This window comes from Pseudarthrobacter arbutini (assembly GCF_054510915.1).
In genome coordinates this window covers 46,034-67,476 of sequence record NZ_JBTNDQ010000011.1, presented here as the reverse complement: position 1 = coordinate 67,476, position 21,443 = coordinate 46,034, and the positions used below count along the sequence as shown (strand labels likewise).

The 21,443-nt window shown below is 65.1% G+C and carries 24 protein-coding genes; 14 read left to right on the top strand and 10 right to left on the bottom strand.

The window, feature by feature from the left end:
- Nucleotides 1-236 precede the first annotated feature (236 nt).
- From ACX80V_RS13785 to ACX80V_RS13770, 4 genes are all read left to right on the top strand, one after another.
- Nucleotides 237-458 (top strand): hypothetical protein, encoded by a 222-nt coding sequence (locus ACX80V_RS13785; RefSeq protein ID WP_485843618.1) that lies wholly within the window; start codon nt 237-239, stop codon nt 456-458.
- Nucleotides 439-696 carry a hypothetical protein gene (locus ACX80V_RS13780; RefSeq protein ID WP_485843617.1) on the top strand — a complete coding sequence of 86 codons (258 nt, stop codon included), beginning with the start codon at nt 439-441 and terminating at the stop codon, nt 694-696. Before ACX80V_RS13785 ends, ACX80V_RS13780 begins: the two co-directional genes overlap by 20 nt.
- A 126-nt stretch (nt 697-822) precedes the next feature.
- Nucleotides 823-1,518 (top strand): GAF and ANTAR domain-containing protein, encoded by a 696-nt coding sequence (locus ACX80V_RS13775; protein ID WP_485843616.1) that lies wholly within the window; start codon nt 823-825, stop codon nt 1,516-1,518.
- A gap of 9 nt (nt 1,519-1,527) precedes the next feature.
- Nucleotides 1,528-2,238, top strand: a complete 711-nt coding sequence (locus tag ACX80V_RS13770; RefSeq protein WP_485843615.1) for a GAF and ANTAR domain-containing protein — start codon at nt 1,528-1,530, stop codon at nt 2,236-2,238.
- 9 nt (nt 2,239-2,247) lie between these two features.
- On the opposite strand, the gene ACX80V_RS13765 is transcribed toward ACX80V_RS13770, so the two are convergent.
- Nucleotides 2,248-2,529 carry a hypothetical protein gene (locus ACX80V_RS13765; RefSeq protein ID WP_485843614.1) on the bottom strand — a complete coding sequence of 94 codons (282 nt, stop codon included), beginning with the start codon at nt 2,527-2,529 and terminating at the stop codon, nt 2,248-2,250.
- Between the two features lie 128 nt (nt 2,530-2,657).
- Here ACX80V_RS13765 and ACX80V_RS13760 point away from each other — a divergent pair, with 128 nt between their 5' ends.
- On the top strand, nt 2,658-3,290 hold the full coding sequence (locus ACX80V_RS13760) for a TetR/AcrR family transcriptional regulator (RefSeq protein ID WP_485843613.1): 633 nt from the start codon (nt 2,658-2,660) through the stop codon (nt 3,288-3,290).
- Nucleotides 3,291-3,387: 97 nt separating this feature from the next.
- Here the strand turns inward: ACX80V_RS13760 and ACX80V_RS13755 are convergent, their stop codons facing one another.
- Nucleotides 3,388-4,326 (bottom strand): serine hydrolase, encoded by a 939-nt coding sequence (locus tag ACX80V_RS13755; protein ID WP_485843612.1) that lies wholly within the window; start codon nt 4,324-4,326, stop codon nt 3,388-3,390.
- Nucleotides 4,327-4,557: 231 nt separating this feature from the next.
- On the opposite strand from ACX80V_RS13755, the gene ACX80V_RS13750 reads away from it, so the two are divergent.
- The gene (locus ACX80V_RS13750; protein ID WP_485843611.1) at nt 4,558-6,024 is read left to right on the top strand and encodes a DHA2 family efflux MFS transporter permease subunit; all 1,467 of its coding nucleotides are present in this window, start codon (nt 4,558-4,560) and stop codon (nt 6,022-6,024) included.
- 90 nt (nt 6,025-6,114) lie between these two features.
- On the opposite strand, the gene ACX80V_RS13745 is transcribed toward ACX80V_RS13750, so the two are convergent.
- From ACX80V_RS13745 to ACX80V_RS13735, 3 genes are read right to left on the bottom strand one after another with little or no spacing between them, the layout of a single operon-like run.
- Nucleotides 6,115-6,945: an alpha/beta fold hydrolase gene (locus ACX80V_RS13745; protein WP_485843610.1), complete on the bottom strand. Its 831-nt coding sequence runs from the start codon at nt 6,943-6,945 to the stop codon at nt 6,115-6,117.
- A gap of 34 nt (nt 6,946-6,979) precedes the next feature.
- Nucleotides 6,980-7,843 (bottom strand): alpha/beta fold hydrolase, encoded by an 864-nt coding sequence (locus ACX80V_RS13740; protein ID WP_485843609.1) that lies wholly within the window; start codon nt 7,841-7,843, stop codon nt 6,980-6,982.
- Nucleotides 7,844-7,881: 38 nt separating this feature from the next.
- A complete protein-coding gene (locus ACX80V_RS13735) occupies nt 7,882-8,766 on the bottom strand; it encodes an alpha/beta fold hydrolase (protein ID WP_485843608.1) in 885 nt (294 codons plus the stop codon).
- Between the two features lie 67 nt (nt 8,767-8,833).
- Here ACX80V_RS13735 and lysS point away from each other — a divergent pair, with 67 nt between their 5' ends.
- The 4 genes from lysS to ACX80V_RS13715 all read left to right on the top strand — a co-directional run bounded on the left by lysS (nt 8,834) and on the right by ACX80V_RS13715 (nt 12,408).
- Nucleotides 8,834-10,366, top strand: coding sequence for a lysine--tRNA ligase (gene lysS, locus ACX80V_RS13730; RefSeq protein ID WP_485843607.1), 1,533 nt, complete (start codon nt 8,834-8,836; stop codon nt 10,364-10,366).
- 2 nt (nt 10,367-10,368) lie between these two features.
- Nucleotides 10,369-10,548, top strand: coding sequence for a hypothetical protein (locus tag ACX80V_RS13725; RefSeq protein ID WP_141139155.1), 180 nt, complete (start codon nt 10,369-10,371; stop codon nt 10,546-10,548).
- Between the two features lie 144 nt (nt 10,549-10,692).
- The gene (locus ACX80V_RS13720; RefSeq protein ID WP_104060154.1) at nt 10,693-11,022 is read left to right on the top strand and encodes a histone-like nucleoid-structuring protein Lsr2; all 330 of its coding nucleotides are present in this window, start codon (nt 10,693-10,695) and stop codon (nt 11,020-11,022) included.
- A gap of 462 nt (nt 11,023-11,484) precedes the next feature.
- Nucleotides 11,485-12,408, top strand: coding sequence for a PxKF domain-containing protein (locus ACX80V_RS13715; RefSeq protein WP_485843606.1), 924 nt, complete (start codon nt 11,485-11,487; stop codon nt 12,406-12,408).
- Between the two features lie 36 nt (nt 12,409-12,444).
- Here the strand turns inward: ACX80V_RS13715 and ACX80V_RS13710 are convergent, their stop codons facing one another.
- Genes ACX80V_RS13710 through ACX80V_RS13690 form a run of 5 tightly spaced genes read right to left on the bottom strand, consistent with a single transcriptional unit; the run spans nt 12,445 to nt 15,690 of the window.
- Nucleotides 12,445-13,161, bottom strand: a complete 717-nt coding sequence (locus ACX80V_RS13710; protein ID WP_485843605.1) for a 4'-phosphopantetheinyl transferase family protein — start codon at nt 13,159-13,161, stop codon at nt 12,445-12,447.
- Nucleotides 13,158-13,637, bottom strand: coding sequence for an anthrone oxygenase family protein (locus ACX80V_RS13705; RefSeq protein ID WP_485843604.1), 480 nt, complete (start codon nt 13,635-13,637; stop codon nt 13,158-13,160). Before ACX80V_RS13705 ends, ACX80V_RS13710 begins: the two co-directional genes overlap by 4 nt.
- Nucleotides 13,638-13,693: 56 nt before the next feature.
- Nucleotides 13,694-14,452: a 3-oxoacyl-ACP reductase family protein gene (locus tag ACX80V_RS13700; RefSeq protein WP_485843603.1), complete on the bottom strand. Its 759-nt coding sequence runs from the start codon at nt 14,450-14,452 to the stop codon at nt 13,694-13,696.
- Entirely contained in the window at nt 14,449-15,429 is a 981-nt protein-coding gene (locus ACX80V_RS13695) for a 3-oxoacyl-ACP synthase III family protein (RefSeq protein WP_485843602.1), read from the bottom strand. Before ACX80V_RS13695 ends, ACX80V_RS13700 begins: the two co-directional genes overlap by 4 nt.
- Before the next feature lie 3 nt (nt 15,430-15,432).
- Nucleotides 15,433-15,690, bottom strand: coding sequence for a hypothetical protein (locus ACX80V_RS13690; RefSeq protein ID WP_485843601.1), 258 nt, complete (start codon nt 15,688-15,690; stop codon nt 15,433-15,435).
- Between the two features lie 242 nt (nt 15,691-15,932).
- Between ACX80V_RS13690 and ACX80V_RS13685 the strand changes: the two genes are divergently transcribed.
- From ACX80V_RS13685 to ACX80V_RS13670, 4 genes are read left to right on the top strand one after another with little or no spacing between them, the layout of a single operon-like run.
- Entirely contained in the window at nt 15,933-17,477 is a 1,545-nt protein-coding gene (locus tag ACX80V_RS13685; protein WP_485843600.1) for a flavin-containing monooxygenase, read from the top strand.
- Nucleotides 17,478-17,536: 59 nt separating this feature from the next.
- Nucleotides 17,537-19,024, top strand: coding sequence for an FAD-binding protein (locus ACX80V_RS13680; protein WP_485843599.1), 1,488 nt, complete (start codon nt 17,537-17,539; stop codon nt 19,022-19,024).
- Complete coding sequence (locus ACX80V_RS13675) at nt 19,021-20,496, top strand: alpha/beta fold hydrolase (protein WP_485843598.1); 1,476 nt, start codon at nt 19,021-19,023, stop codon at nt 20,494-20,496. Before ACX80V_RS13680 ends, ACX80V_RS13675 begins: the two co-directional genes overlap by 4 nt.
- 53 nt (nt 20,497-20,549) lie before the next feature.
- On the top strand, nt 20,550-21,431 hold the full coding sequence (locus ACX80V_RS13670) for an NAD(P)H-binding protein (RefSeq protein ID WP_485843597.1): 882 nt from the start codon (nt 20,550-20,552) through the stop codon (nt 21,429-21,431).
- The last annotated feature ends 12 nt before the right edge of the window (nt 21,432-21,443 follow it).

Here is a 21,443-nt window from a genome sequence, read left to right as displayed (position 1 = left end):
CGGCATCGGCTATGCTGACATTGTTGCCCCAGACCCTGGCATCGCCCTATTTGGCGTACCCCAGGAGGACAAATTTCACGCAGGGCACCCCATACTTCTTCCGCAGTCATCCTCGGCCTTTTGTGCTGCCCGGCTCCTGTCTGCCCGGCGCAGCCGCATACACGGCAAGCGGGACGCTCGCGTGCATTCCCCATCCCCGTGGCCTACCGGCCACGCTCAAGTCAGGAGCGAATCCAATGATCCGCACAATCGATGACGGGCTGTCCTATCTCGTCAAAGTGAATCACGCGTCCGTCCTGGACGACTATTTGAATTCGGCCGTTGACATGGCCCGCCAGTATGCCTCCAGCACTGGCCTGTGCGGGATTCTGGTAACCCGCCACGCGCACGACACCTATACCGTCGCGGTCAGCGAGGCCGTACCTTTCGGAGAGACCCGTGAGCGCCACGATCCCTAAGGTGGAGGAGGCGATGGCCAACCACATCGCCGCTGACGGATTCACGCCGATCGGATGGCAGGCTTACGAAATTATCTACTCGATCTTGGAGGACCCGGCACCGGATCTGGCTGACGTCAAATGGCGCCTTCGCAGGTGTGTGGCCGCCCACCCGGGCGCACCGGAACGGGCGTTGCGTGACCACCTGATGGTCACCGCAGAGATGGCCAATGCCAACGGCCAGGAAGGTCCGGACTGAGGCCCGGTCGGCGACGACGGGCGGGTTCGCCGCAATCTGTATCCTTGAAGTGACAACTCCGCCGCTCCGGTTCAGCCTGCAGCCGGATCTTTCACCGCGGGATGATTCAGGGATCAGAGGCTCACCATGGACATTGCACCCGATATGGTTGCCGGTGACCAGAACGTGTGTGCTCCATATCTGGAGAAGCTGCCCATAACGGGTGCCGCGGTGTCCCTCTTCGGCGGCTCTGCCGCGGAGACCCTGGTCTCCGCCAGCGACGAACTCGCCGCCCGCCTGGACGAACTGCAGTTCAGCCTCGGCGAAGGCCCGCGGTGGCGGGCCCACAAGACCCGCTTGCCCGTGCTGATCCCCGACGCACAGTCCACCGCCGACGACGAATGGCCCATGTTCCGGCAGGCGATCGCCGGGACGGACGCAGCCGCGCTGTTCGTTTTTCCACTCACAGTAGGCGCGATGGACCTCGGTGTTGTTGAGCTGTATCACGCCGTTCGTGGAAACCTGAACCGGTCGGACCAGTCGATGGCGGCCGTACTTGCCGGGCAGACTTCCTGGTACCTCCTGCGCAAGATCCTGAGCCTCAGCTCACCGGATACGGATCCAGCCCTGGAGCCGGCGCTTATGTCGCGCCGCGAGATTCACCAGGCCACCGGGATGGTCCTGGCGCAGTCCGGTGCTACGGCAGCGGAATCCTTGCTTTTGTTGCGTGCCTACGCTTTTGCCAATGACCTCACGTTGGGGGAGACAGCCGCCGCTGTGCTCGCAAGAAGGCTCAGCTTCAACACCGACAAGGGTGGGGCCAGCGGACCTGCCCTGCAGTAAAATAGGGCCATGGTAACCAGTACCCGCGCCGAGCGCGCCAGTGCGGCGTTCGTCAAGCTCACTGACACGCTGGTGGCCGACTACGACGTCGTGGATCTTCTGCATATCCTGGTGGAGGAATCCGTGGGTCTCCTTGACGTCGCAGCCGCGGGTCTGTTGCTTGCCGATCCCAGCGGAGAGCTGCAGGTTGTCGCATCCACCAGCGAGCAGAGCCAACTCGTCGAGGTGCTCCAGCTTCAAGCCGGAGCCGGTCCCTGCGTTGAGTGCTACATGACCGGGTCGGCAGTCTCAGTGGACGACATTGCCGGGCTTACCAAGTGGCTGGGCTTCCGCCAAGCCGCGCTGTCGCAGGGCTTCCGCTCCGTGCATGCTGTGCCCATGCGCGTTCACGGCAGGATTATCGGGGCCATGGGCCTGTTCGGCGCCCGGGAGGGTTTCCTGACTGCAGAGGATGCCGCGATCGGCCAGGCGCTTGCCGACGTCGCCACCATCAGCCTTATGCAGGAACGCACCATCCGGGAAGCGGTACTGGTCAACGAGCAGCTGCAGCTGGCCTTGAACACCCGGGTGCTGATTGAGCAGGCCAAGGGCGTCATTGCGCACACTGCCGGAGTGGATATGGACGCAGCATTCAACCTGCTCCGGACCCATGCCCGCGCCAACAGCCAGAGCCTGCATGTGACCGCCGGGCGCATCGTGGACCGCAGCCTCACGTTTTAAGGCCAGCCGTTACTGCGTTGATTCACCCTGCGGGTCGCGGTTGAGCATCAGCTGCTGAAGCAGGGCACGTTCGGGCTTGCCGGGGTTCTGGGCGACGCAGCGGCGCAACCGGGCCCGGGACAACTCCTGGCCGGGAACTGTTCCGCGGAGCACCTCATCAATGATTTCCTGCGCCTGCCACCGCAAGGATTCCCGGGCGAAGTGCCGGACCTCGGCGGACGCAGCGGCACTCTCCATCCACGGGTCAGTGTCATCGCACTGGATAAAATCGTAGGTTCGCTCTGCTGACATCGGGGCCTCCTTGCACCAAGCCGACGGGGCCTTTACGGGGTCCCATCGGCGTCATAGCACTGCGTCTGGGAAAACATTACAACGGGTAAGACCGGTCTGTCTGCACCTTGGAGTAAACTATTCCTACGATGATTTCCGATGCAGACCACACTGCAGAACCCGCGCTGTCTCCGGCGGATTTACCCGCCGAGGCGGCAGTTCTGCCTGCCGATTCCCGGAGCCGGATCCTGGCTGTGGCTTATGAACTCTTTTCCCGCCGCGGTGTGCGGGATGTGGGTGTTAACGAACTGATCGAACGTTCCGGCGTGGCCAAGGCAACTTTTTACCGGCACTTCCCGTCCAAGGACGCGCTGGTTCTGGCGTTCCTGGAGCAGCGGGACCAGGTATGGACAGTTGATGCCATCGTTGGCCAGGCCAAACTGCGCGGCACTACCCCCACTGAACAGCTCCTTGCCATCTTCGACGTCTTCGGCGACTGGTTCCTGCGCGACGACTTCGAGGCCTGCTCCTTCATCAACATCCTGCTGGAAATGGGCCCGGACCATCCCCTGGGCCAGGCCAGCATCAACTACCTGGCCAGGATCAGGGGCCATGTGCAGGACCTCGCGGAGCAGGCAGGGTTGGACCGCCCCGAGGATTTCGCCCGCTCCTGGCACATCCTGATGAAGGGGTCCATCGTCTCAGCCACCGAAGGGGACACCCAGGCGGCCAAGCGGGCCCAGCAGATGGCCGGCTGGCTGATCGAGCACCACCGCAGCTGACCACCCGGCGCGAACGGATCACTTAAGCCCCCTGCCCGCGAATGCTCCGTTCCCTCGATGCCGAGCGCCGGATTGCATGGAGTCAGCAGGAGCTCGGTTAACCCGCGGGAAAGAGCGTCGCGACGACTGCCCGCGTCAGATCGTGGATCATTTCAGTGCGTTCGGCCTCGTCGGTGCTATCGGCGCCTTCCGTGAAGATCACCAGCGCATACGTTGTCCCGCCATGTTCCAAAAGGGCTGCGTCATGGAGGTTTCCTGCAAGCTGGCCGTATTTGTGATAGACGGTAATGCCCGGCCCCGAGGCGGCGGGGATAAGTTCCTCGTTGTTGGTTTCCTGCATGTACCCCAGCAACTGCGCGGTGTCATTGGGGTTAAGCAGCTGTCCGGCATAAAGCTTCGTCAGGACTTGGGCCACTTCCGCGGGAGTCAGCCGGTTGTCTTCGGGATCGTAGGCGATGCCAATCGAGGCTGCGTACTGGATCAGCCGCTGGTAGCCGATCCTGCCCATCAACAGGAGCCAGGAATCATTGTTGCTGTTGTTGATCATGGACTTGAGCTGGAAAGCGGCAGTGTAGTTCCCCAGCGTCTCATCGAGTCGCGCTTCACCGGCCGCCACAAGCCTGAGATAGGCCGCTGCGGTCACGAGCTTGGCAGTGCTGGCCGCAGTATAGGCCGCCGTGTCGCCAAAAGTGCGGACCGGTCCGCCCGCTGTATCCGCGACGGCCACGCCAACGCGGAAGCCGGAGACCCTGCTGATAATCCTCGCGACGCTTCCGTCCTCGGCGCCTGCACCAACCGCGGCCATGGCGCCAACCTCGGCGCCCGCACCAACCGCGGCCATGGCGCCAACCGGCCCGGTCCCGGCGAAAGCCGCATTCACGGTTCCGGTGACGCCCTCAGAACGGACCACGGCCGAAGTGACGGCAGCCAGCAAAACCATCAAAGCGGCAGCCACCGAAAGAACCAGGGACAACGGGCTTCGGCCATCGCCGTGGTAGTGGCGCCCTGCCGGATATGCGGGGGAGTACGCGTCCACCTGGGGCTCCTGCCTGACCGCTTGCGCGGTCGAACATCACTAGAGGCCCCAGCCCCGACTCATACTCAGTGCGCTGATTAAACCACACCGGCCAGCCAAAACGACCGATCAGAAAAAACCCGAGCCGAAGAAAAATCCTGTTCGCCGGAATTACTCCGGCCGGTAGAGTGTTTGAAACTGCAGCGACGATGCTCGCGAGCCACTTCATTCTTACTCCCTGGGGGAACACCCATGTCTACAGAAGTCTCTTCGAACGCCTCCGGGCGGCCCGGGCCGGTTGCGGCGCCGAAGTCCTCCGTGCCGGAGAAGATGTCCCGCGAATCGGTGACCATCATCGCCACCTTGCTCGTGGCGACCTTTGTGGTGATCCTGAACGAGACCATCATGAATGTTGCCCTGCAGCGGCTGATGGTTGACCTTGGCGTGGACGCGCCCACCGTTCAGTGGCTCTCCACCGGCTTTATGCTCACCATGGCCGTGGTCATCCCCACTACCGGGTTCATCCTCCAAAGCCTGTCCACGCGGGCCGTCTTTATGCTGGCCATGGGACTTTTCGCCGGCGGCACCGCCCTGGCCGCAGTGGCTCCCGGTTTTGAGATCCTGCTCCTGGCCCGCATCGTCCAGGCCGGCGGCACGGCCATCATGCTTCCGTTGCTGATGACCACCATCCTCACCCTCGTCCCGCTGGCCAAGCGCGGCGCTGTGATGGGCAACGTCAGTATCGCCATCTCCGTGGCACCGGCCATGGGGCCGACTGTCTCCGGGCTGATCCTGGAGCACTTCACCTGGCGCTTTATGTTCGTCTTTGTCCTCCCGGTCGCCCTGGCCGCGCTGGCCATCGGCGCCAAGTACCTGACGAACGTGGGCGAAACCGAAAAGACCAAGCTCGACTTCCTCTCCGTACTGCTTACAGTTCCTGCCTTCGGTGGCCTGGTGTACGGTCTCAGCCAGATCGGCGGCGGCCAAAGCGGTCCGAGCGTCGTGGCCATCGCCGCGCTGGTTATCGGTGTCGCCAGCCTGACGGTCTTTGTGCTCCGCCAGCTCCGGCTGCAGAAGGCCGAAGCCCCGCTGCTGGACCTCCGCGCCTTCAACTTCAGGATGTTCACGGTCTCCGTCCTGCTGATGGTGGTGGCCATGATGGCGCTCTTTGGCGGCGTGATCCTGCTGCCGCTCTACCTGCAGGAAATCCGCGGCCTGGGGTCGCTGGAGACCGGGCTCGCGCTGCTTCCCGGCGGCCTGGCGATGGGCTTGCTGGGCCCGTTCATCGGCCGGCTGTTCGACAAAGTGGGCCCGCGGCCGCTCACCGTCACTGGTTCCGTGCTAATGGTGCTGGCCCTGTGGCAGTTCTCAACGCTCGACGCCGGCACTCCGGTCTGGTGGATCGTCACCCTCCACGTGGGGCTGAGTTTCGGCCTGGCGCTGCTGTTCACTCCGGCATTTACCACCGGCCTGAACCCGCTGCCGCCGCATCTTTACTCGCACGGCTCGGCGATCATGAGCACCACCCAGCAGGTAGCCGGTGCCGCCGGCACGGCGCTGCTGGTATCCATTTTCGCCGTCGTCTCGGCCGCGTCCGGGCTCGTTGCCGGCATGAGCGCAGCGTTCCTGACGGCGACCGTCATAGCCCTCGCCGCCGTCGTGCTTTCCGCGATGATGCGCAAAACAGAAGGTGCCGCCCCGGGCCACGCCGCCCACTAGCGGGCACCTCCAATCCAACGCGGGGTCACATTGCGCCCTTCCGGACCGCCGGATGGGGCGATAAGTGACCCCGCGTTGCAATGATGGAGGCTAGCCGGCGAAGAAGTCGCTCAGTTCGGTGATGAGCTTGTCCGGGGCGCGGAGGACGCCGTCGTGGCCTGCCCCCTGCAGGATGGTGTAGCTGGAGCCGGTCAGGATGTCGTGGATCTGGCCGCAGGCAACACCGAAGTACGCGGGGCTCTTCTCGCCCACAATAATCAGCGTTTCCAGGGGCAGCTCCATGAACGGCTCGGCCGGCATGTCCGCTGCGATGATGGCCTTGATTTCCCGGACGCCGGTGCGCATCAGTTCACGCATCTGCTTGCCCACGTGGGTGCCGGCGGTGAGCTTGTTGGCGATGGTGAGCATGGACAGCGGCATCCGTGAGAAGGCGCCGGTCTCCAGGCCCTTGGTGAGCACGGCCAGGGCGCGGTCGTCGTCCCCGGCAGCCGTGGCGCGTTCGTATTCAGTGGTCCAGTCGGCCTTCACGCTGTGGTTCACGGACACGGCGGGGTCATACACGGCGAGCCGCTCCACCGGAAGGGTCCGGGCCGCGTGCAGGGCCACCGCGCCGCCGAAGCTGTGGCCGAAGACGTCGGTGCTGGACGTGTGTTTCATAACGGCGTCCAGGTCCCGGATGTCCGCGTCCAGGGTGTAATCCTCGGCCTGCGGCGACGAAGAACCCCGGCCCCTGCGGTTGAACGTGTGCACCGGGCGACCCAAGGCGGCGCTGAGTTTCTGGGCGAACTTTGTGTAGTCGGCGGCGGTCACCATGGAGGCCGGGACCACAACCACGCCGGAGCCGGCGGAGGCCAGTTCAGCACCCGTGGAGTAGAGCTCCAGCGTGCCGCCGTCGGGGGTCTTGATGTTCTCGCTCGTCATGATCCGAGCCTAGCCGAGCAACCTGCGGAAAGCCTTAGCCCTTGAAGTATTCGGCGATGTCCGTGACAAGTTCCTTCACCGCGGCCGGAATGGAGCCGTGGAAGCCCTTGGGCGAGAGCTCGAACGTGCTCCCCGGGACGGCCGCATGAAGGCGCTGGGCCGTGACCTTGTAGTAGCTCGGGCTCTTGCCGCCCACCATAAAGTGCGTGTTGGCGGGCAGGACGGCGAAGTTCCTGACATTCTCGGCTTCGTCGTACGCGGCGCGCAGCTCGCCCACGCCCGTGGGCATCAGCTCCTTGAGCATCCTGTTCACCTTCGTGCGGGACACCACGGCCATCAGCCCTGCCAGGACCGGCTCGGGGACCTTTGACAGCGCGGTGCCGGGCTGCATGCCCTTTTTCATCCGGGCCATGGCATGCCCCACCTTGCCGGCGTTCACCGCCGCCTCGAAATCGTCCAGCCACGACATGTCGATGCTGCCGTCGATGTTGACCGCAGCATCGTAGACCGCCAGCTTGTCCGGTTCGTAGGGGGTGCCCGCGAACTCCTGGACGGCGTTCAGCGCCACCGACCCGCCCAGGCTGTGGCCCAGGACGTTGCGGGCGCCCGTCGCATCCATGACCGTACGGACATCGGCAATCTCCGTGGCCATGGAATAGTCGGCCGGCTGCTCGGTGGAGTTGCCCCTGCCGCGCCGGTCATAGACATCCACGGCCCACCCGTCGCCCAGCCCGTCGGCCAATGCCATCGAGAACGGCCGGTAGATCAGTGCGGTGAGGAACGCCCCGCCGATGACCATCACCCGGCGCTCGCCCGGCGCATCCTCGGTTCCGTAGCTGTACAAAGCCAGCCTGCCGCCGTCGTGCGTGGGGACTTCCTGCTCTTTCACGCTCCCCATCCTAGGCGCGCCCCCAGGCACCCCACCGGCAAAGCGACCTACCGGCGCCTCCCCAGCTTCCGGACCTGGCCGTCGCTGCCGCTGATGAACCGGGCCATCCGCACGGCCAGCCCCTTGCCCGGGCGGATGGGTCCCTCGTGCAGCTGGCCCGGGACCACCTGGAAGCTGATGGATGGCACGGCGGCCGCCAGTTGCCTCCCCGTCTCGGCAAAATACGCCGGACTCCAGCCGCCGCTGAGCATCAGGATGGGCGTGGTGAGGGCGGTGAAATTGTCCAGTTCGGCTTCGGCGTCGAGTACGGCACGCATTTCGGTGACGGCCGTGGGCAGCAGCTGACGCATCTCCGCGCCAACGTTGGTCCTGGCCGAGAGGATGCTCAGCATCCGCAGCGCGCCGAGCGGGAGGTAGGACAGCGGACCGGCCGTGGCCAGGCCCTGGACCAAGTGCGCCCAGGCGTGGTTGAGCTGGCCCGCAGCGACGGCATCCTCAAGCTCCGGACGCCAGCGGTGGCTCAGGTTTCCGGACACCGACACCGCGGCGTCATAGGTCACCAGCCGGCCGATCGGCAGGGTCCGGGCCGCCTGCAGCGCCACGAAGCCACCGTAGCTGTGGGCCACCACGTCCGTGGAACCGGTCTCGCGCATGACCGCCGCAAGGTCACTGACCTCCGTCTGCACCGAATAGTCCTCCGGCTGCGGGGCTGACCCCGCCCTGCCGCGCCGGTTGTAGCAGTGCACCGGCCGGCCCAGCAGGACGCTGAGCTTCCGGGCAAAAGGCCGGTAGAGGGCGTCGGTGACCAAAGTGCCGTGGATGAGTACGACGCCGGGAGGTCCCGCCGTCGTCGGGTCCAGTCCCGCGGGGGTGCGGAAGGAGTGCACGTCGAGGCGCCCGCCGTCCTCCGCTTCAACCTTCCACGTCTCCACAGCCCGAGTCTATGCCTGGGCGTCGGCCGGGAGCCGGTGGCGCGAACTCCCGGTAAACTTGGGGATTGTGACTTCCCAAAACACCCCCACCCCAAAAAATGCCCCAGAACCGCTCGACGCCAGCGAGCAGATGCGCATCCGCATGGACAAGCGCGCCAAGCTGATCGAGCGCGGCACCGAGGCATATCCGGTGGGTGTGGAACGCACGCATTCCCTCACGGAGATCCGCGAAAAGTACGCGCACCTTGAGGCTGACGACACCACCGGCGACGTTGTGGGCGTCACCGGCCGCGTGGTGTTTGTGCGCAACACCGGCAAGCTCTGCTTCGCCACGCTGCAGGAAGGCGGCGTTGACGGCAAGGGCACCCGGCTCCAGGCGATGCTCAGCCTGGCCAACGTGGGCGAGGAAGCGCTCGCGGACTGGAAGGCGCTGGTGGACCTCGGCGACCACGTGTTCATCAAGGGCGAAGTGATTTCCTCCCGCCGCGGCGAGCTGTCCGTGATGGCCGAGTCCTGGTCCATGGCCTCCAAAGCACTCCGTCCGTTGCCGGTGCTGCACGCGGAACTGAACGAGGAAACCCGCGTCCGCCAGCGCTACGTGGACCTGATGGTGCGCGACGAAGCCCGGGAAATGGTCTACACCCGCGCCGCGATTACCCGTTCCATCCGCGAGAGCCTGCACCGCCACAGCTACGTCGAAGTGGAAACCCCCATCCTGCAGCTGGTCCACGGCGGCGCCCTGGCCCGCCCGTTCGAGACGCACATGAACGCGTTCGACCAGAAAATGACCCTTCGCATTGCCACCGAGCTTTACCTCAAGCGTGCCGTTGTGGGCGGGATCGACCGGGTCTACGACATGGGCCGCGTCTTCCGCAACGAGGGCGTGGACTCCACCCACAGCCCTGAATTCACCACCCTTGAGTGCTACGAAGCCTGGGCGGACCAGTTCGTCATGGCCGAGCGCATCAAGGAGATCATCCTCGACGCCGCTGACGCCGTGGGGGTGGGCCGCACCCTCCAGACCGAAGCCGGCGAGATCAACCTCGACGGCGACTGGGCCTGGGTTTCGGTCTACCCCGGACTGTCCGACGCCGTTGGCCAGGACGTCACGCCGGACACTTCGCTTGAGGTGCTGCGCCAAATCGCAGAAAAGCACGAGGTCAAGGTGGACCCGAAGTGGGACACCGAGAAGCTGGCCGTGGAGCTGTTCGGTGAAATTGTGGAACCCACGCTCCTGAACCCCACGTTTGTGTACGACTACCCGCCGTCTGCCCAGCCGCTGGCCCGCCCGCACCGTGAGGACGGCCGGCTGATCGAAGCCTGGGACCTCATCATCGGCGGCATGGAACGCGGCACGGCCTTCTCCGAGCTGATCGACCCCGTCATCCAGCGTGAGCGGCTGACGGAACAGTCGCGGCACGCTGCCGCGGGCGATGTCGAGGCCATGCAGCTGGACGAGGACTTCCTGCGGGCCCTCGAATACGGCGCGCCGCCCATGGGCGGCATCGGCTTGGGTATTGACCGGCTGGTGATGTTGTTCACCGGAGCCGGAATCCGCGAAACCATCCTTTTCCCGCTTCTGAAGCCCGAAGGCCACTAATCATGGAATATGTAGCCGTACTCTTGCCCTCGCTGGTGGTTGGCCTGCTTTTTTGGTTTGCCATGAAATCCATCTTCAATGCCGATAAGTCCGAGCGTAAGGCCGAAGCCCGGGCCAAGGCCGAGGCGGAATCGCGTTCCGCAGCGCCATTGAACGAACAGAACCCGGAAACGGACAAATAGCTCGAAGGAGCTTTCTGCGGGTTCCTGTGGATTTCCACAGGAACCATCCGACGCTTTGACGCGTTGCCATTAAGAGGTTCATACTTTTAATAGGAACATCCTCATTTCTGACAACCGAACCTTTCCAAGAGGAAGACATATTTAATGGCACAGAAAGTAAACATCATCCTCGTCGATGATCTGGATGGGGGATCTGCGGACGAGAACGTCCGTTTTGGTCTCGATGGGGTCAGCTACGAAATCGATCTGTCCTCGGCCAACGCGGCCGAGCTTCGTTCTGCCCTGGAGCGCTTTGTTGCCGCCGGGCGCAAGACCTCGGCCGGCAGAGCAACCCGCACCAAAGCGGTGGTAGGCCCCCGTACCAACGACTCCGCGCAGATCCGTCAATGGGCGCGGGATAACGGCTACACGGTTAACAGCCGCGGCCGAATTCAGGCTGAAATCCAGGAAGCCTACCAAAAGGCAAATTCCTGACCTGCGCCTCTCTGACGGCGTATTAGGCCCTGTCTTCACCTTCGGGTGGGGGCAGGGTTTTTTGATGCCAATTTTGAATGCGCAAGACGGACTTGGGTATGCGCAAAATCCTTGCTGACTAACAGCCTCCGGGCGTACCGTTGGGCTAATCGTCGCGCAATTTCCTTGGGATGAGCCGGCGATTCGGTTTGAGCCTTCGGTCTGGGACGCCCGCTCGAATTCGCCCACTTGAATCTTTGCGTGGCGGGAGCCTGGAATGTCTGGAATTAGCGGGTCTCGGCGATTTACGGCAGTCCTGGCGGCACTCCTATTGTAATTGGCGGCACCGCTCGGTGCTCCGGCCTACGCGGACCCGAGCCGCGTGTCAGTCAGCGTCCTCCTGGATTCCCCGGAAGTCATGGTCCTAATCAACGACAGTTCGGCCTCTGTCACGCCAACCGGACATTGTGTATGAAGTGTTTGATGCGACCGGTGACGGCCAAGAGCCGGTGGACACCCAGACGGCTCCCCCTTGCCTACGCCTTCTTCCTCGACACTCCTGCGGCTGTGGGTCCGTTGCACGTCCTGACCCTCGCGGGTGAACCTGCCGTTGGCGCCACACTGACAGCGTCGACCGACTACGTTGAGGTTGGTTGGGGTCTTGAGGGTTGCCTGCACCGGTACAGCTGGTACGTCGGCGGCCAGCTGGTCGGAGGCGCGTTCGGACCCACGTTTGTGGTGCCTCTTGCGGCGGGCGGGAAGTCCGTGACCGCGCGCCTGGACATCGCCGGCGTCGGATGCTCCTACACTGCCTTTGCGAGCCCTCCGCTGTACTACGACATCGAAACCACCGCAGTCTTCAGCTCAGCGCTTGGGGTCCTGGTCTGCATCACGTTCGACACCTTTGGCATGTCAGATGACCAGGCCGCGGGCCAGCATCTCTACCACTACGTGGGTGGGGCGTGGGCTGACATCACTGATACCGCACTCAGCGGAACTGGCAAAGTGTGCGGCCGGACCACTTCCTTCTCACCATTCGCCGTAGGCCAGCCGCGTTGGCCGTTCCGCGGCTTCCTGCAGCCGGTGGATAACGGCGGCACCCTGAACGCCATGAAGGCCGGCGCTGCCGTGCCCATCAAGTTCGGGGTCGGCGGGAACCGGGGGCTGGATATCCTGGCGGCGGGAGCGCCGTCGTCGTCCGCTATTGCCTGCCCGGGCGGCGCAGCCCTGGACGACATCGAGCAGACTATGGCCGCGGGAAGCAGTTCGCTGAGCTATGCGGCCGGCTCCGATACGTACACGTACGTGTGGAAAACCCAGAAAGCCTGGGCAGGAACGTGCCGGCAATTCACCCTGGGATTGAATGACGGAACAACTCACACGGCGCTGTTCGACTTCCGGAAGTAGCGGGCAGCTGAACTCAAGGGCCGGATCAGGGCCGCATCAGGCCAGGGGCGCCCGGACCGTCACGGCGACCAGGTAACCGTCGCGGACCGCCCAGCGGCCCTTCCACGCCAGCAACCCCAGATCGCCGGGCTGGTTCTCGCGGAGCCGAATGGAGACGGTGAAGCTGCCGTCGGTCCCGAGCCACGCAGTGGCCTGCGTCATTGGCAGCCAGGTCCCGGTGAGGGGAAACCATGCCTTGAAGACGGCTTCCTTGACGCAGAACAACAGGGTGTCCCAGCAGATGTCCGGCTCAGTGGACTGCAGGCGGCCGAGCAACCGCTGCTCCCCACCGCTGGCGATGAGTTCCACCACCCCGTGGGGGAGCGGGCGGTGCGGTTCGGCGTCGATTCCGGCGGAACGTCCAGAGGACGTCCGGCCCACCATCGCCGCACGATAGCCTGCACAATGGGTGAGGCTCCCAACGATGCCGTCGGGCCAGGCCGGGCCGCCCCGCGCCAGCCGCGGAATGGACGCCGGCGAATGGCCCAGCCGCACCAGGCCGCGGCGGGCGCAATCGCGGGCCATCACTGACTGGTAGCGGTTCCGGGCCGAGGCAGGGCCCACAAGGTCGGCTTCACCAGGCCAGGGGGTGCTTTCCCTGTCCTCGCCGAATTCCTCCTCCAAGCAGAAGCCGGCTGGAATCAGCTGACCGGCGTCGGACCCGGGACCGGGCACGGTCCGGGCGGCGGGAACCGCTGTCGCCAGAGCGGTCACGCCTGCCCCAGGGAAGCCCATGACGCACTGAGCGCTACCAGCGATGCCAGCGACAGCCAAGTGCGGTGGATGTTCCAGCGCGTCCATCGGCCCTCGAAGGATTTGCGTGCAGTCCCGGCCTGGCCGGGACTGACGGCCTGGTCCAGCTGGTTGTTCAGCGGGATGTTCACTCCCATGGTGATGACCAGCGTGGCCGTGTAGAAAGCGAGGGCAGCGGTGACGGGCACAGCGCTGCCGAGACCGTTGGCCCATGAGTACACCGTTGCAGCTGCAAGCGCCAAGAAGGCGCCGAAGAAACTCAGCGCGAACACGGGGTTTTGGATCGCCGAGTTGATGCGCGACATGGCACTGACGAAGGTCGCATCATCGGTTGCCCGCAGCCCCGGCATCACCGAGCAGGCGTACGCGTAGTAGAGGCCGCCGATCCCGGCGAGGGCGACGGTGGCGGCGGTCAGAAGAAGGGTGATGACTTGCATGGCTCCGGTCCTGTGCCGGGGGCCGTGATGCCCCCGGCGGTAGTTGCGAGGTACTGCTAGGTGATGGAGACGCCGCCGTCGATGCTGATGACCTGGCCGGTCATGTAGTCCGCATCCAGGAAGAACCCCATGCTCGACGCTACCTCTGTTGTGGTTCCGAACCGGCCCATGGGGCACTTGTCCCGGATTCCGTCTTTGACGGCGTCGGAGAGGGCTTCGGTCATGCCCGTGATCATAAATCCGGGTGACAGCGCGTTGGCCGTTACTCCACGCCGGGCGCACTCGGCAGCCAGCGTGCGGGTCATCCCGATCACCCCGGCCTTGGACGCCGAGTAAGCGGTCTGGCCCGCCGTCGCAATAATGCCCGACGGCGACACAATGTTGATCACGCGGCCCCACCTCTGGCTGAGCATGTGGGGGAGGCACACGCGGCTCACGTGGAAGGTGCCCACGAGGTTGGTGGCGATGACTTCCTGCCAGTCTTCCGGCACCTGCATGGCCATCAGGGAATCCTTGCGCAGGGCGCCGTTGTTGACTACCACATCCACCGGTCCGAGCTCGGCGGAAATCTGCGCATGCATGGCAGTGACTTCCTCCCAGGACGAAATGTCGCCGCCCACCACCACTGACGGGTTGACCAGTGACGCCGCAACTTCCTTCGCGGCCTGCTCCGAGCGGTTGTAATGGACCGCCACGCGGCAGCCGAGCCGGTCAAGTTCGACGGCGAGTGCCCGGCCGAGGTCCCCGGACGCACCGGTGACCAGGGCTACGGGAGATTCCGGACGCCCGCGGACGGGCTTCTTGAACGTGCTCATTTTCCACCCCACGTCATCAGGACCGAACCCCACGTCATGCCCGCACCGAATCCGGCCAGCAGGAGAAGATCTCCCTCGCTGAGGCGGCCCGAGTCGAGGGCCTCCGTCAGGGCGATCGGGATCGACGCCGAGGCGGTGTTGCCGTAGCGCTCCAGGTTGGTGAAGATCTGCTCCTGGGCGAGCCCGGTGTGGTTGGCGATGGAATTGATGATGCGGATGTTGGCCTGGTGCGGAATCACCAGGTCCAGGGATTCCACCGGCTTGCCGGCCGCCTGCAGGGTTTTGCGGACGGTGGCAACGGTCAGGCGGACGGCGTTGAGGTAGATCTCATTGCCGTTGATCTTGGCGTAGTGAAGGCCTTCCTCCAGGGCTTCCTGGGTCATGGGCATGCGGCTTCCGCCGGCCTTGACCTGGAGGCTGCCGGTCCGTGAACCGTCGGCGCCGAGGTCCCAGGAGTGAATCCAGTCGGTTTCACCCGGGGTCAGCACGATGGCGCCGGCGCCGTCTCCCACGAGGATGCCGAGGTCCCGGTCCGCCGGGTTTGTGGTCAGGGAGTGCGTGTCGCTGCCGATGAGCAGGATGGGACGCGGATCGATCTGCATCAGGGCTGAGGCCATGATGAGCCCGTAAACAAACCCGGAGCATTCGGCATTGATGTCGTGCGCGCTGCCGGCGACACCCAGTTCGTGCTGGACGAAGGCTGACGTCGCAGGGGAGGGCTGTTCAGGCGTTGCGGTCGCCACGATGAGGTGGGCGACGTCAGCGCCGGTCAGTCCGGCCTTCTCCAGCGCCCGGCGGCCGGCTTCAACCGCCAGCGAAGCCGTGGTCTCGCCGTCCACTACGTACCGGCGTTCCCGGATGCCGCAGCGGCTGACGATCCAGTCCTCGTCCACGCCGAACTTGGCCCCTATTTCGGCGCTGCTGACTGTTTTGTCCGGAACGCAAACGCCCCATCCGGTGATCTGTATGTAAGCCATGGATCAGGCTGAAACGACGGTGTCGAGGGCCATGAGGCGTTCGTGCACCAGCTTCAGGGTGGTCTTGCCATCTTCGTTTTCGAAGAGCGTGGCGTCGGCCTTGACCTCGGGGAAATCGTTCTGGAAGCTGTACAGCCACTCCATGAGGTCCATCGAGTCCACGTCGGGAATCTGCATGAGCGGCACCTCGGGATCGATCTGCTGTGCACCGGAAACGGACTCGAGCTGGCTGACCAGGGCTTCGAGAGCAGGCATGTTCATAACGGTTCTCCTTGCGAAAGATTCTGTCCGGATCAATGGGACCTGGCGGCAGACGCGTTGCCGGCTGCTGGCCTGGAACCAGACAACCCGGCGGGCGCAACGCGGGCGCAACGGGTCCGTCCCCGGGGGCCTTACGGGTCCGCGCCGCACGGGCTTGCGCTTCTCTTGCGGCCTGGCGCGAACCTCTACAGGAAAGAACGGGATGGAATCCAGCCACCCGCGGGATGAGAGGCGCAACAGCCATGACCACACACGACGAAGCCGGCTCCATCGATGTCATTGACGGCCCGGGCGCATCAGACGGACGCACACCACACACCCGGGTGGCGGTCATCGGGGCAGGGTTCTCCGGCCTGGGCGCGGCGATCCGGCTGCAGCAGGAGGGCATAGCCGACTACCTGGTCTTCGAGCGCGCCGGCGAACTGGGCGGCACGTGGCGGGACAACAGCTACCCCGGCTGCGCGTGCGATGTGATGTCGCTGCTCTACTCCTACTCGTTCGCCCAGAACCCGGACTGGAGCACCACCTTCGGCAAGCGGGACGAGATCTTCGAATACCTGCTGGACTGCGCCCGGAAGTTCGGTGTGCGGGAACGGATCCGGTTCAACCACAGCCTCGAACGTGCCCGGTGGGATGACGAGGCGCAGCTGTGGCGGCTCACCACCTCGCAAGGCGAATACACGGCCAGTGTGCTGGTGACCGGCACCGGCTACCTCAGCGACCCCGTACTGCCGGACATCAAGGGCCTGGACAGCTTCCAGGGCGAGATCTTCCACTCCTCCAACTGGAACCACGGGCTGGACCTGGCCGGTAAGAAGGTCGCCGTGATCGGCACCGGGGCCTCGGCCATCCAGTTCATCCCCAAGATCCAGCCGGTGGTGGGATCGATGGACATCTACCAGCGGACGCCGGCCTGGATTGCGCCGAAGCCGGACCGCAAAATCCCTGCCTCGCAGCTGTGGATGCGCCGCAACATCCCGGGCTACCAGCGCTTCCGCCGCAACTTCAACATGTGGGGACGCGAAATCCTGGCCTTTATGATGGCCCGCCCGGCCATGATGCAGAAGACGCTCCAGGGTTCGGCGCTCAGCCATATGGCCAAGCAGGTGCAGGACCCGGCGCTCCGGGAAAAACTCACCCCGTCCTACACCGTTGGCTGCAAGCGGATCCTGTTCTCCAACGAGTACTACCCGGCCATCAGCCAGCCCAACGTGGAGACTGTGGCAGGCGGCGTCGAGGAAGTGCGCAGCGGCTCCCTGGTCAGCGGGGGCCAGGAACGGGCAGCCGATGTCATCATCCTGGCGACGGGTTTCCAGGCGGTGAACCGTCCGGTGGCAAAGCTGATCGAAGGCAAGGGCGGTGTGACGCTGGAGGAGGCATGGGAAGAACGCATGTCAGCCTTCGCTGGAACCACGGTTTCCGGCTTCCCCAACCTCTTTATGCTGCTCGGCCCCAACACGGCACTGGGCCACTCGGCGCAGACCGTCATGATCGAGGCCCAGCTCGAATACGTGGCGTCAGCCCTGAAGGTTATGGACCAGCGCCGGCTCACTTCGGTGGATGTCCTCCCGGAGGCCCAGGCCAAGTATAAGGACTGGCTTAACAAGCGCTTCGAAGGGACCGTCTGGGCGGCAGGCAACTGCGTCAGCTGGTACCAGGACAGCAACGGCGAAAACCCGTCAATCTGGCCCACCTACACCTGGCTGTTCCGCAAGCACACGGCCCGGTTCAAAGCCGCCGACTACCTTCTCACCTCCACCGCCGCTAGGGCCGCGGTCCACGCCTGACCCGCAGCTTTCGCACTGCAAATAGCAAAGTTCAACCTGAAAACCACCGAAGGAAAACCATGAACACGCCATCCGTTGCCCGCCGCTCCCTCCTCAAGGGCGCCGCCCTCGCCGTCGTCGGCTACAGCGTTTCCCAAGCGGCCTGGACCACCGACGCCGCCCAGGCTGCGGACATGACCCGCACGCCCAGTCTGGACGGCACCCTGGAAATGTCGCCCGCTGTCCGCACCGAGTTCTCCACCGACTTTGGCCGCTTCATCACAGCCCAGCCGGCCGCGGTCCTGCGTCCGGGCTCCATCCGGGACATCCAGGTGATGGTGCGCTTCGCCAACGAACGGAAGATCAAAGTCGCCGTCAACGGTCAGAGCGGCGAAGGCGCCGACACCGAATCACACTCCAACTACGGCCAGGCCCTCGCCGCCGGCGGCCTCCAGGTCGACGCGCATTCACTCTCCACCATCCACCGGATTTCCGCCGATTCGGCGTGGGTGGACATGGGCGTCACCTGGGCCCGCCTGGTGGATGCGGCCCTGCCGCACGGCCTGACAGTGCCGGCCCTGACCGATTATCTGCACCTCTCCATCGGCGGCACCACCTCGGTGGGAGGCGTCGGCGCCAGCGTCCAGCGCTACGGCCTGCAAAGCGACATCATCCAGGAAATCGAAATTGTCACCGGCCGCGGAGAAGTCCTCATGGCATCCCGCACCCGGAACGCACAACTGTTCGCAGCCGCGATGGCCGGAGCAGGACAGGCAGGCATCATCACCAAACTGCGCGTTATGCTCGTGCCGTCCAAGAACACCGCCACGATCACCAACCTGTACTACCACAACGTCCAGGACTACGTCGCGGACCAAAAGAGGGTTATGGCCGCCGGCTTGTATGACCACCACTCCGGCGAGGTAGTGCGGACCGCTGACGACACCGCCTGGACGTACAAGATCGAGCTGGGCTCCTACTCAACGCCGCCGGAAGTTGGCCCGGACGCGTCCGGCCTGGACAGCCTCCGCGATGACCGGGCCCTGCGGACCTCGTTCTCGATGCCGTACCGGGACTGGGTTTTCCGCATCGACCCGTTCGCCGTGTATTTGCGCGAGGCCGGGCACTGGGAGCAGAAGAAGCCGTGGCTCAGCCTGCTGATCCCGGGCGACAAGGTGGCTGAATTCGTCAACGCCACCATGCCGGAACTGTCCCAGGCCGACCTGGGTGCCGGCTTCTGCCTGCTGTCCCCGCTGAACCCCGCCAACGTCAAGAGCCCCATGTTCGTCCTGCCGGAAAGCTCTGACGGAACCGTGTTCTTCTTCGATCTGCTGAACTTCTACGGCCCCGAAGCCACCGGCTTCGACACGATGCTCGCACGGAACCGGCGCCTCTACGACCGACTGGTGGCCATGGGCGGAAAGCGTTACATCATCGGCGCCATCCCCAACATGACCGTCGCGGACTGGAAGCGCCACTTCGGGGCGAAGTACAGCCTGCTGCAGCGCAACAAGGCTGCTTTCGATCCCAATTACCTGCTGGCTCCGGGACAGAAGTTCTTCGGATGAGCACGGAGCGGATTGTGCACGCCGGCCCCGCGCGCGCCGAGTACAACCTCATCGACCAGGCCGTCATCCAGGCTCCGCCGGCGCAGGTCTGGGACGCCCTCGTGGCAGAGCTCAGCGGGGCCGGCCGCTGGTGGGCTGAAAAGAACAGCTTCACCCCCACGCAGCTCCGCCCCGATGTGGACGGCGGCCTGACCGAGATGACCGTCCGGCCCAACGGCAACGGCAAGCCGGGCCCCGTTCTGCGCTTCACCGCGAAGACCACCGGTGTGGTTCCGCAGGAATTCCTGCAGATGGACTACGTCGGCGGGAATTTCTCCGGGAGCGGGACCTTCCGGCTCCGGGCCATCGAGGGCGGACACACGGCCCTGTCCATGGACTTCCGTGCCAACCCGGAAGGCTGGCTGAAGCTTCTCGCCCGGGTCAAGGACGTTGGCGAGGAGCACTCGCTGGGAGCCATGGCCGCCTTCCGTGGGCTGGACCGCCTGTTGGGTGGCTCCCCGGAACCGGCGGGGGACGTCGAAGGGGTCACCACGTGGGAAGGCACTGTGGAGGCCGACGACGGCGCACAGCTGAGGGTCGTGGAAATGTCACCTTCAGGCTGGGTCGCCGCAGCCGGGCAGGCCGGCGCCGGCGGGTCCGGGACAGCCGTCCTGGTCCACGGCTGGGGCAGCCGCCTGGACCACTGGGACGCCGTGGCCACTGGCCTGCTGCGCTCCGGGATCAAGGTGGTGGCCTTGGACCTCCGGGGCCATGGCGGCTCCCCGCGGGGTGCAGCAGCGCTGACCCTGGAGCAGTTGGCCTCGGACCTGCGCAGGGTTCTCGCGGTCCGCGGGGTACACGACGCCGTCCTGGTGGGCCATTCGGGCGGGGGGCTAGCCGCCCTGTTGCTGGCGGTGGGTGCCTCCGGACTTGATCCGGACCAGCACCGCCCGGACCAGCACCGCCCGGACCAGCACCGCCCGGACCAGCACCGCCTGGACGTCCAGGGGCTCGCCCTGCTGGCTACCGCCGTTCACGGCCAGGAGGTGTCCGGACCGGAACTGGCACTCATGGGAAGCTCCCTGTTTTCCCGCGTCCTCCGGATTCCGGCGCTCGCAGGCCGGATCCTGCCCCTGACCATGGGGCCGGCGGCCCCGTTCGCGGGCCGCGGAAGGGTTGCGGAAAGCCTCGCCGCAACGCCGCCGGCCGTCCGCCGCGCGTACTTCGAGCTGATCAAGGGAGTGGACCTGCGCGACGAGGCCTCCCAGCTGACCCTTCCCGTGACCGTCCTGGTGGGCTCGGAGGACCGTGTGGTGCCCCCTCACGTGCTGCGCGAAGGGGCCAGGGCCTTCCTCAATCCGCTGCTTATTGAGGCCCCTGGCCGCGGCCATGCACTCCCCATCGAGGCTCCGGACGTCATTGTCGGGGCGGTTGTGGAAATCTTCCGCAAACGCCAGGCAAACCAGCCGGCAGGCCGATACGGAAGCGAATGAAGGTGAGCGGCGCGCGTATGTCGGAAGCCCTGCGCAATTGGTTCGATGGAGTTATGGAAAACAACCAGCCCAACGCGGCAACCACCATGACAGAGAACGACACCATCCTGGTTATCGGCGGCACCGGCAAAACCGGCCGCAGGGTCGCCGACCGGCTCACGGACCGGGGCATCGCGGTCCGTCTCGGATCACGCTCCACCAGCCCGGCCTTCGACTGGGAAGACGCCAGCACGTGGGACGCAGCACTCGAGGGAGTTACCAAGGCATACGTCACCTACTACCCGGACCTTGCCTTCCCGGGCGTATCTGACCTGATCGCCGAGTTCGCCAAGTCGGCTGCTGCCCACGGCGTGAAGAAGCTCGTCCTGCTCTCCGGCCGCGGCGAAGACGGTGCCATTGCCAGCGAGGAATCGATCCAGAATTCAGGTGTCGCCTGGACCATCGTGCGGTGCAACTGGTTCAACCAGAACTTCAACGAAAGCTTCTTCCTGGGACCGGTGCTGGAAGGCGCCATCTCCATCCCGGCAGGAGACGCCGTGGAGCCGTTCGTGGACGCGGAGGACATCGCGGACGTGGCCGTTGCCGCCCTGACCGAACCCGGCCACGACGGCGAGGTGTACGAACTTTCGGGGCCCCGCCTCCTCGGGTTCCACGAAGTAGCCCGCGAGATCAGCGCAGCTACGGGCCGGGACATCGTGTACAGCCCCGTGTCGGCAGTGGAATACGAAGCCATCCTTGCCAAGGAAGGCCTGCCGCGCGACTTTGTGGACCTCTTCACCCTGATCCTTGACGGACGCAACGCCTCCCTGACGGACGGCGTCCAGCGGGCACTGGGCCGCGAGCCCAAGGACTTCAGCGAGTTTGCCCGCGAAGCCGCAGCAACGGGCGTGTGGGCTGTTGCGGAGGAGCCGGCGGCCGCGTACTCGAACCGCTGACGGACGCCGGAC

Coding starts and splice junctions, on each gene's coding strand:
- ACX80V_RS13765 (WP_485843614.1), bottom strand. CDS start 2,529: ATGTCAGCAGAGCGAACCTACGATTTTATCCAGTGCGATGACACTGAC.
- ACX80V_RS13785 (WP_485843618.1), top strand. CDS start 237: ATGATCCGCACAATCGATGACGGGCTGTCCTATCTCGTCAAAGTGAAT.
- ACX80V_RS13775 (WP_485843616.1), top strand. CDS start 823: ATGGACATTGCACCCGATATGGTTGCCGGTGACCAGAACGTGTGTGCT.
- ACX80V_RS13705 (WP_485843604.1), bottom strand. CDS start 13,637: ATGCAAGTCATCACCCTTCTTCTGACCGCCGCCACCGTCGCCCTCGCC.
- ACX80V_RS13700 (WP_485843603.1), bottom strand. CDS start 14,452: ATGAGCACGTTCAAGAAGCCCGTCCGCGGGCGTCCGGAATCTCCCGTA.
- ACX80V_RS13750 (WP_485843611.1), top strand. CDS start 4,558: ATGTCTACAGAAGTCTCTTCGAACGCCTCCGGGCGGCCCGGGCCGGTT.
- ACX80V_RS13760 (WP_485843613.1), top strand. CDS start 2,658: ATGATTTCCGATGCAGACCACACTGCAGAACCCGCGCTGTCTCCGGCG.
- ACX80V_RS13675 (WP_485843598.1), top strand. CDS start 19,021: ATGAGCACGGAGCGGATTGTGCACGCCGGCCCCGCGCGCGCCGAGTAC.
- ACX80V_RS13680 (WP_485843599.1), top strand. CDS start 17,537: ATGAACACGCCATCCGTTGCCCGCCGCTCCCTCCTCAAGGGCGCCGCC.
- ACX80V_RS13740 (WP_485843609.1), bottom strand. CDS start 7,843: ATGGGGAGCGTGAAAGAGCAGGAAGTCCCCACGCACGACGGCGGCAGG.
- ACX80V_RS13715 (WP_485843606.1), top strand. CDS start 11,485: ATGCGACCGGTGACGGCCAAGAGCCGGTGGACACCCAGACGGCTCCCC.
- ACX80V_RS13670 (WP_485843597.1), top strand. CDS start 20,550: ATGGAAAACAACCAGCCCAACGCGGCAACCACCATGACAGAGAACGAC.
- ACX80V_RS13725 (WP_141139155.1), top strand. CDS start 10,369: ATGGAATATGTAGCCGTACTCTTGCCCTCGCTGGTGGTTGGCCTGCTT.
- ACX80V_RS13770 (WP_485843615.1), top strand. CDS start 1,528: ATGGTAACCAGTACCCGCGCCGAGCGCGCCAGTGCGGCGTTCGTCAAG.
- ACX80V_RS13745 (WP_485843610.1), bottom strand. CDS start 6,945: ATGACGAGCGAGAACATCAAGACCCCCGACGGCGGCACGCTGGAGCTC.
- ACX80V_RS13695 (WP_485843602.1), bottom strand. CDS start 15,429: ATGGCTTACATACAGATCACCGGATGGGGCGTTTGCGTTCCGGACAAA.
- ACX80V_RS13720 (WP_104060154.1), top strand. CDS start 10,693: ATGGCACAGAAAGTAAACATCATCCTCGTCGATGATCTGGATGGGGGA.
- ACX80V_RS13685 (WP_485843600.1), top strand. CDS start 15,933: ATGACCACACACGACGAAGCCGGCTCCATCGATGTCATTGACGGCCCG.
- ACX80V_RS13690 (WP_485843601.1), bottom strand. CDS start 15,690: ATGAACATGCCTGCTCTCGAAGCCCTGGTCAGCCAGCTCGAGTCCGTT.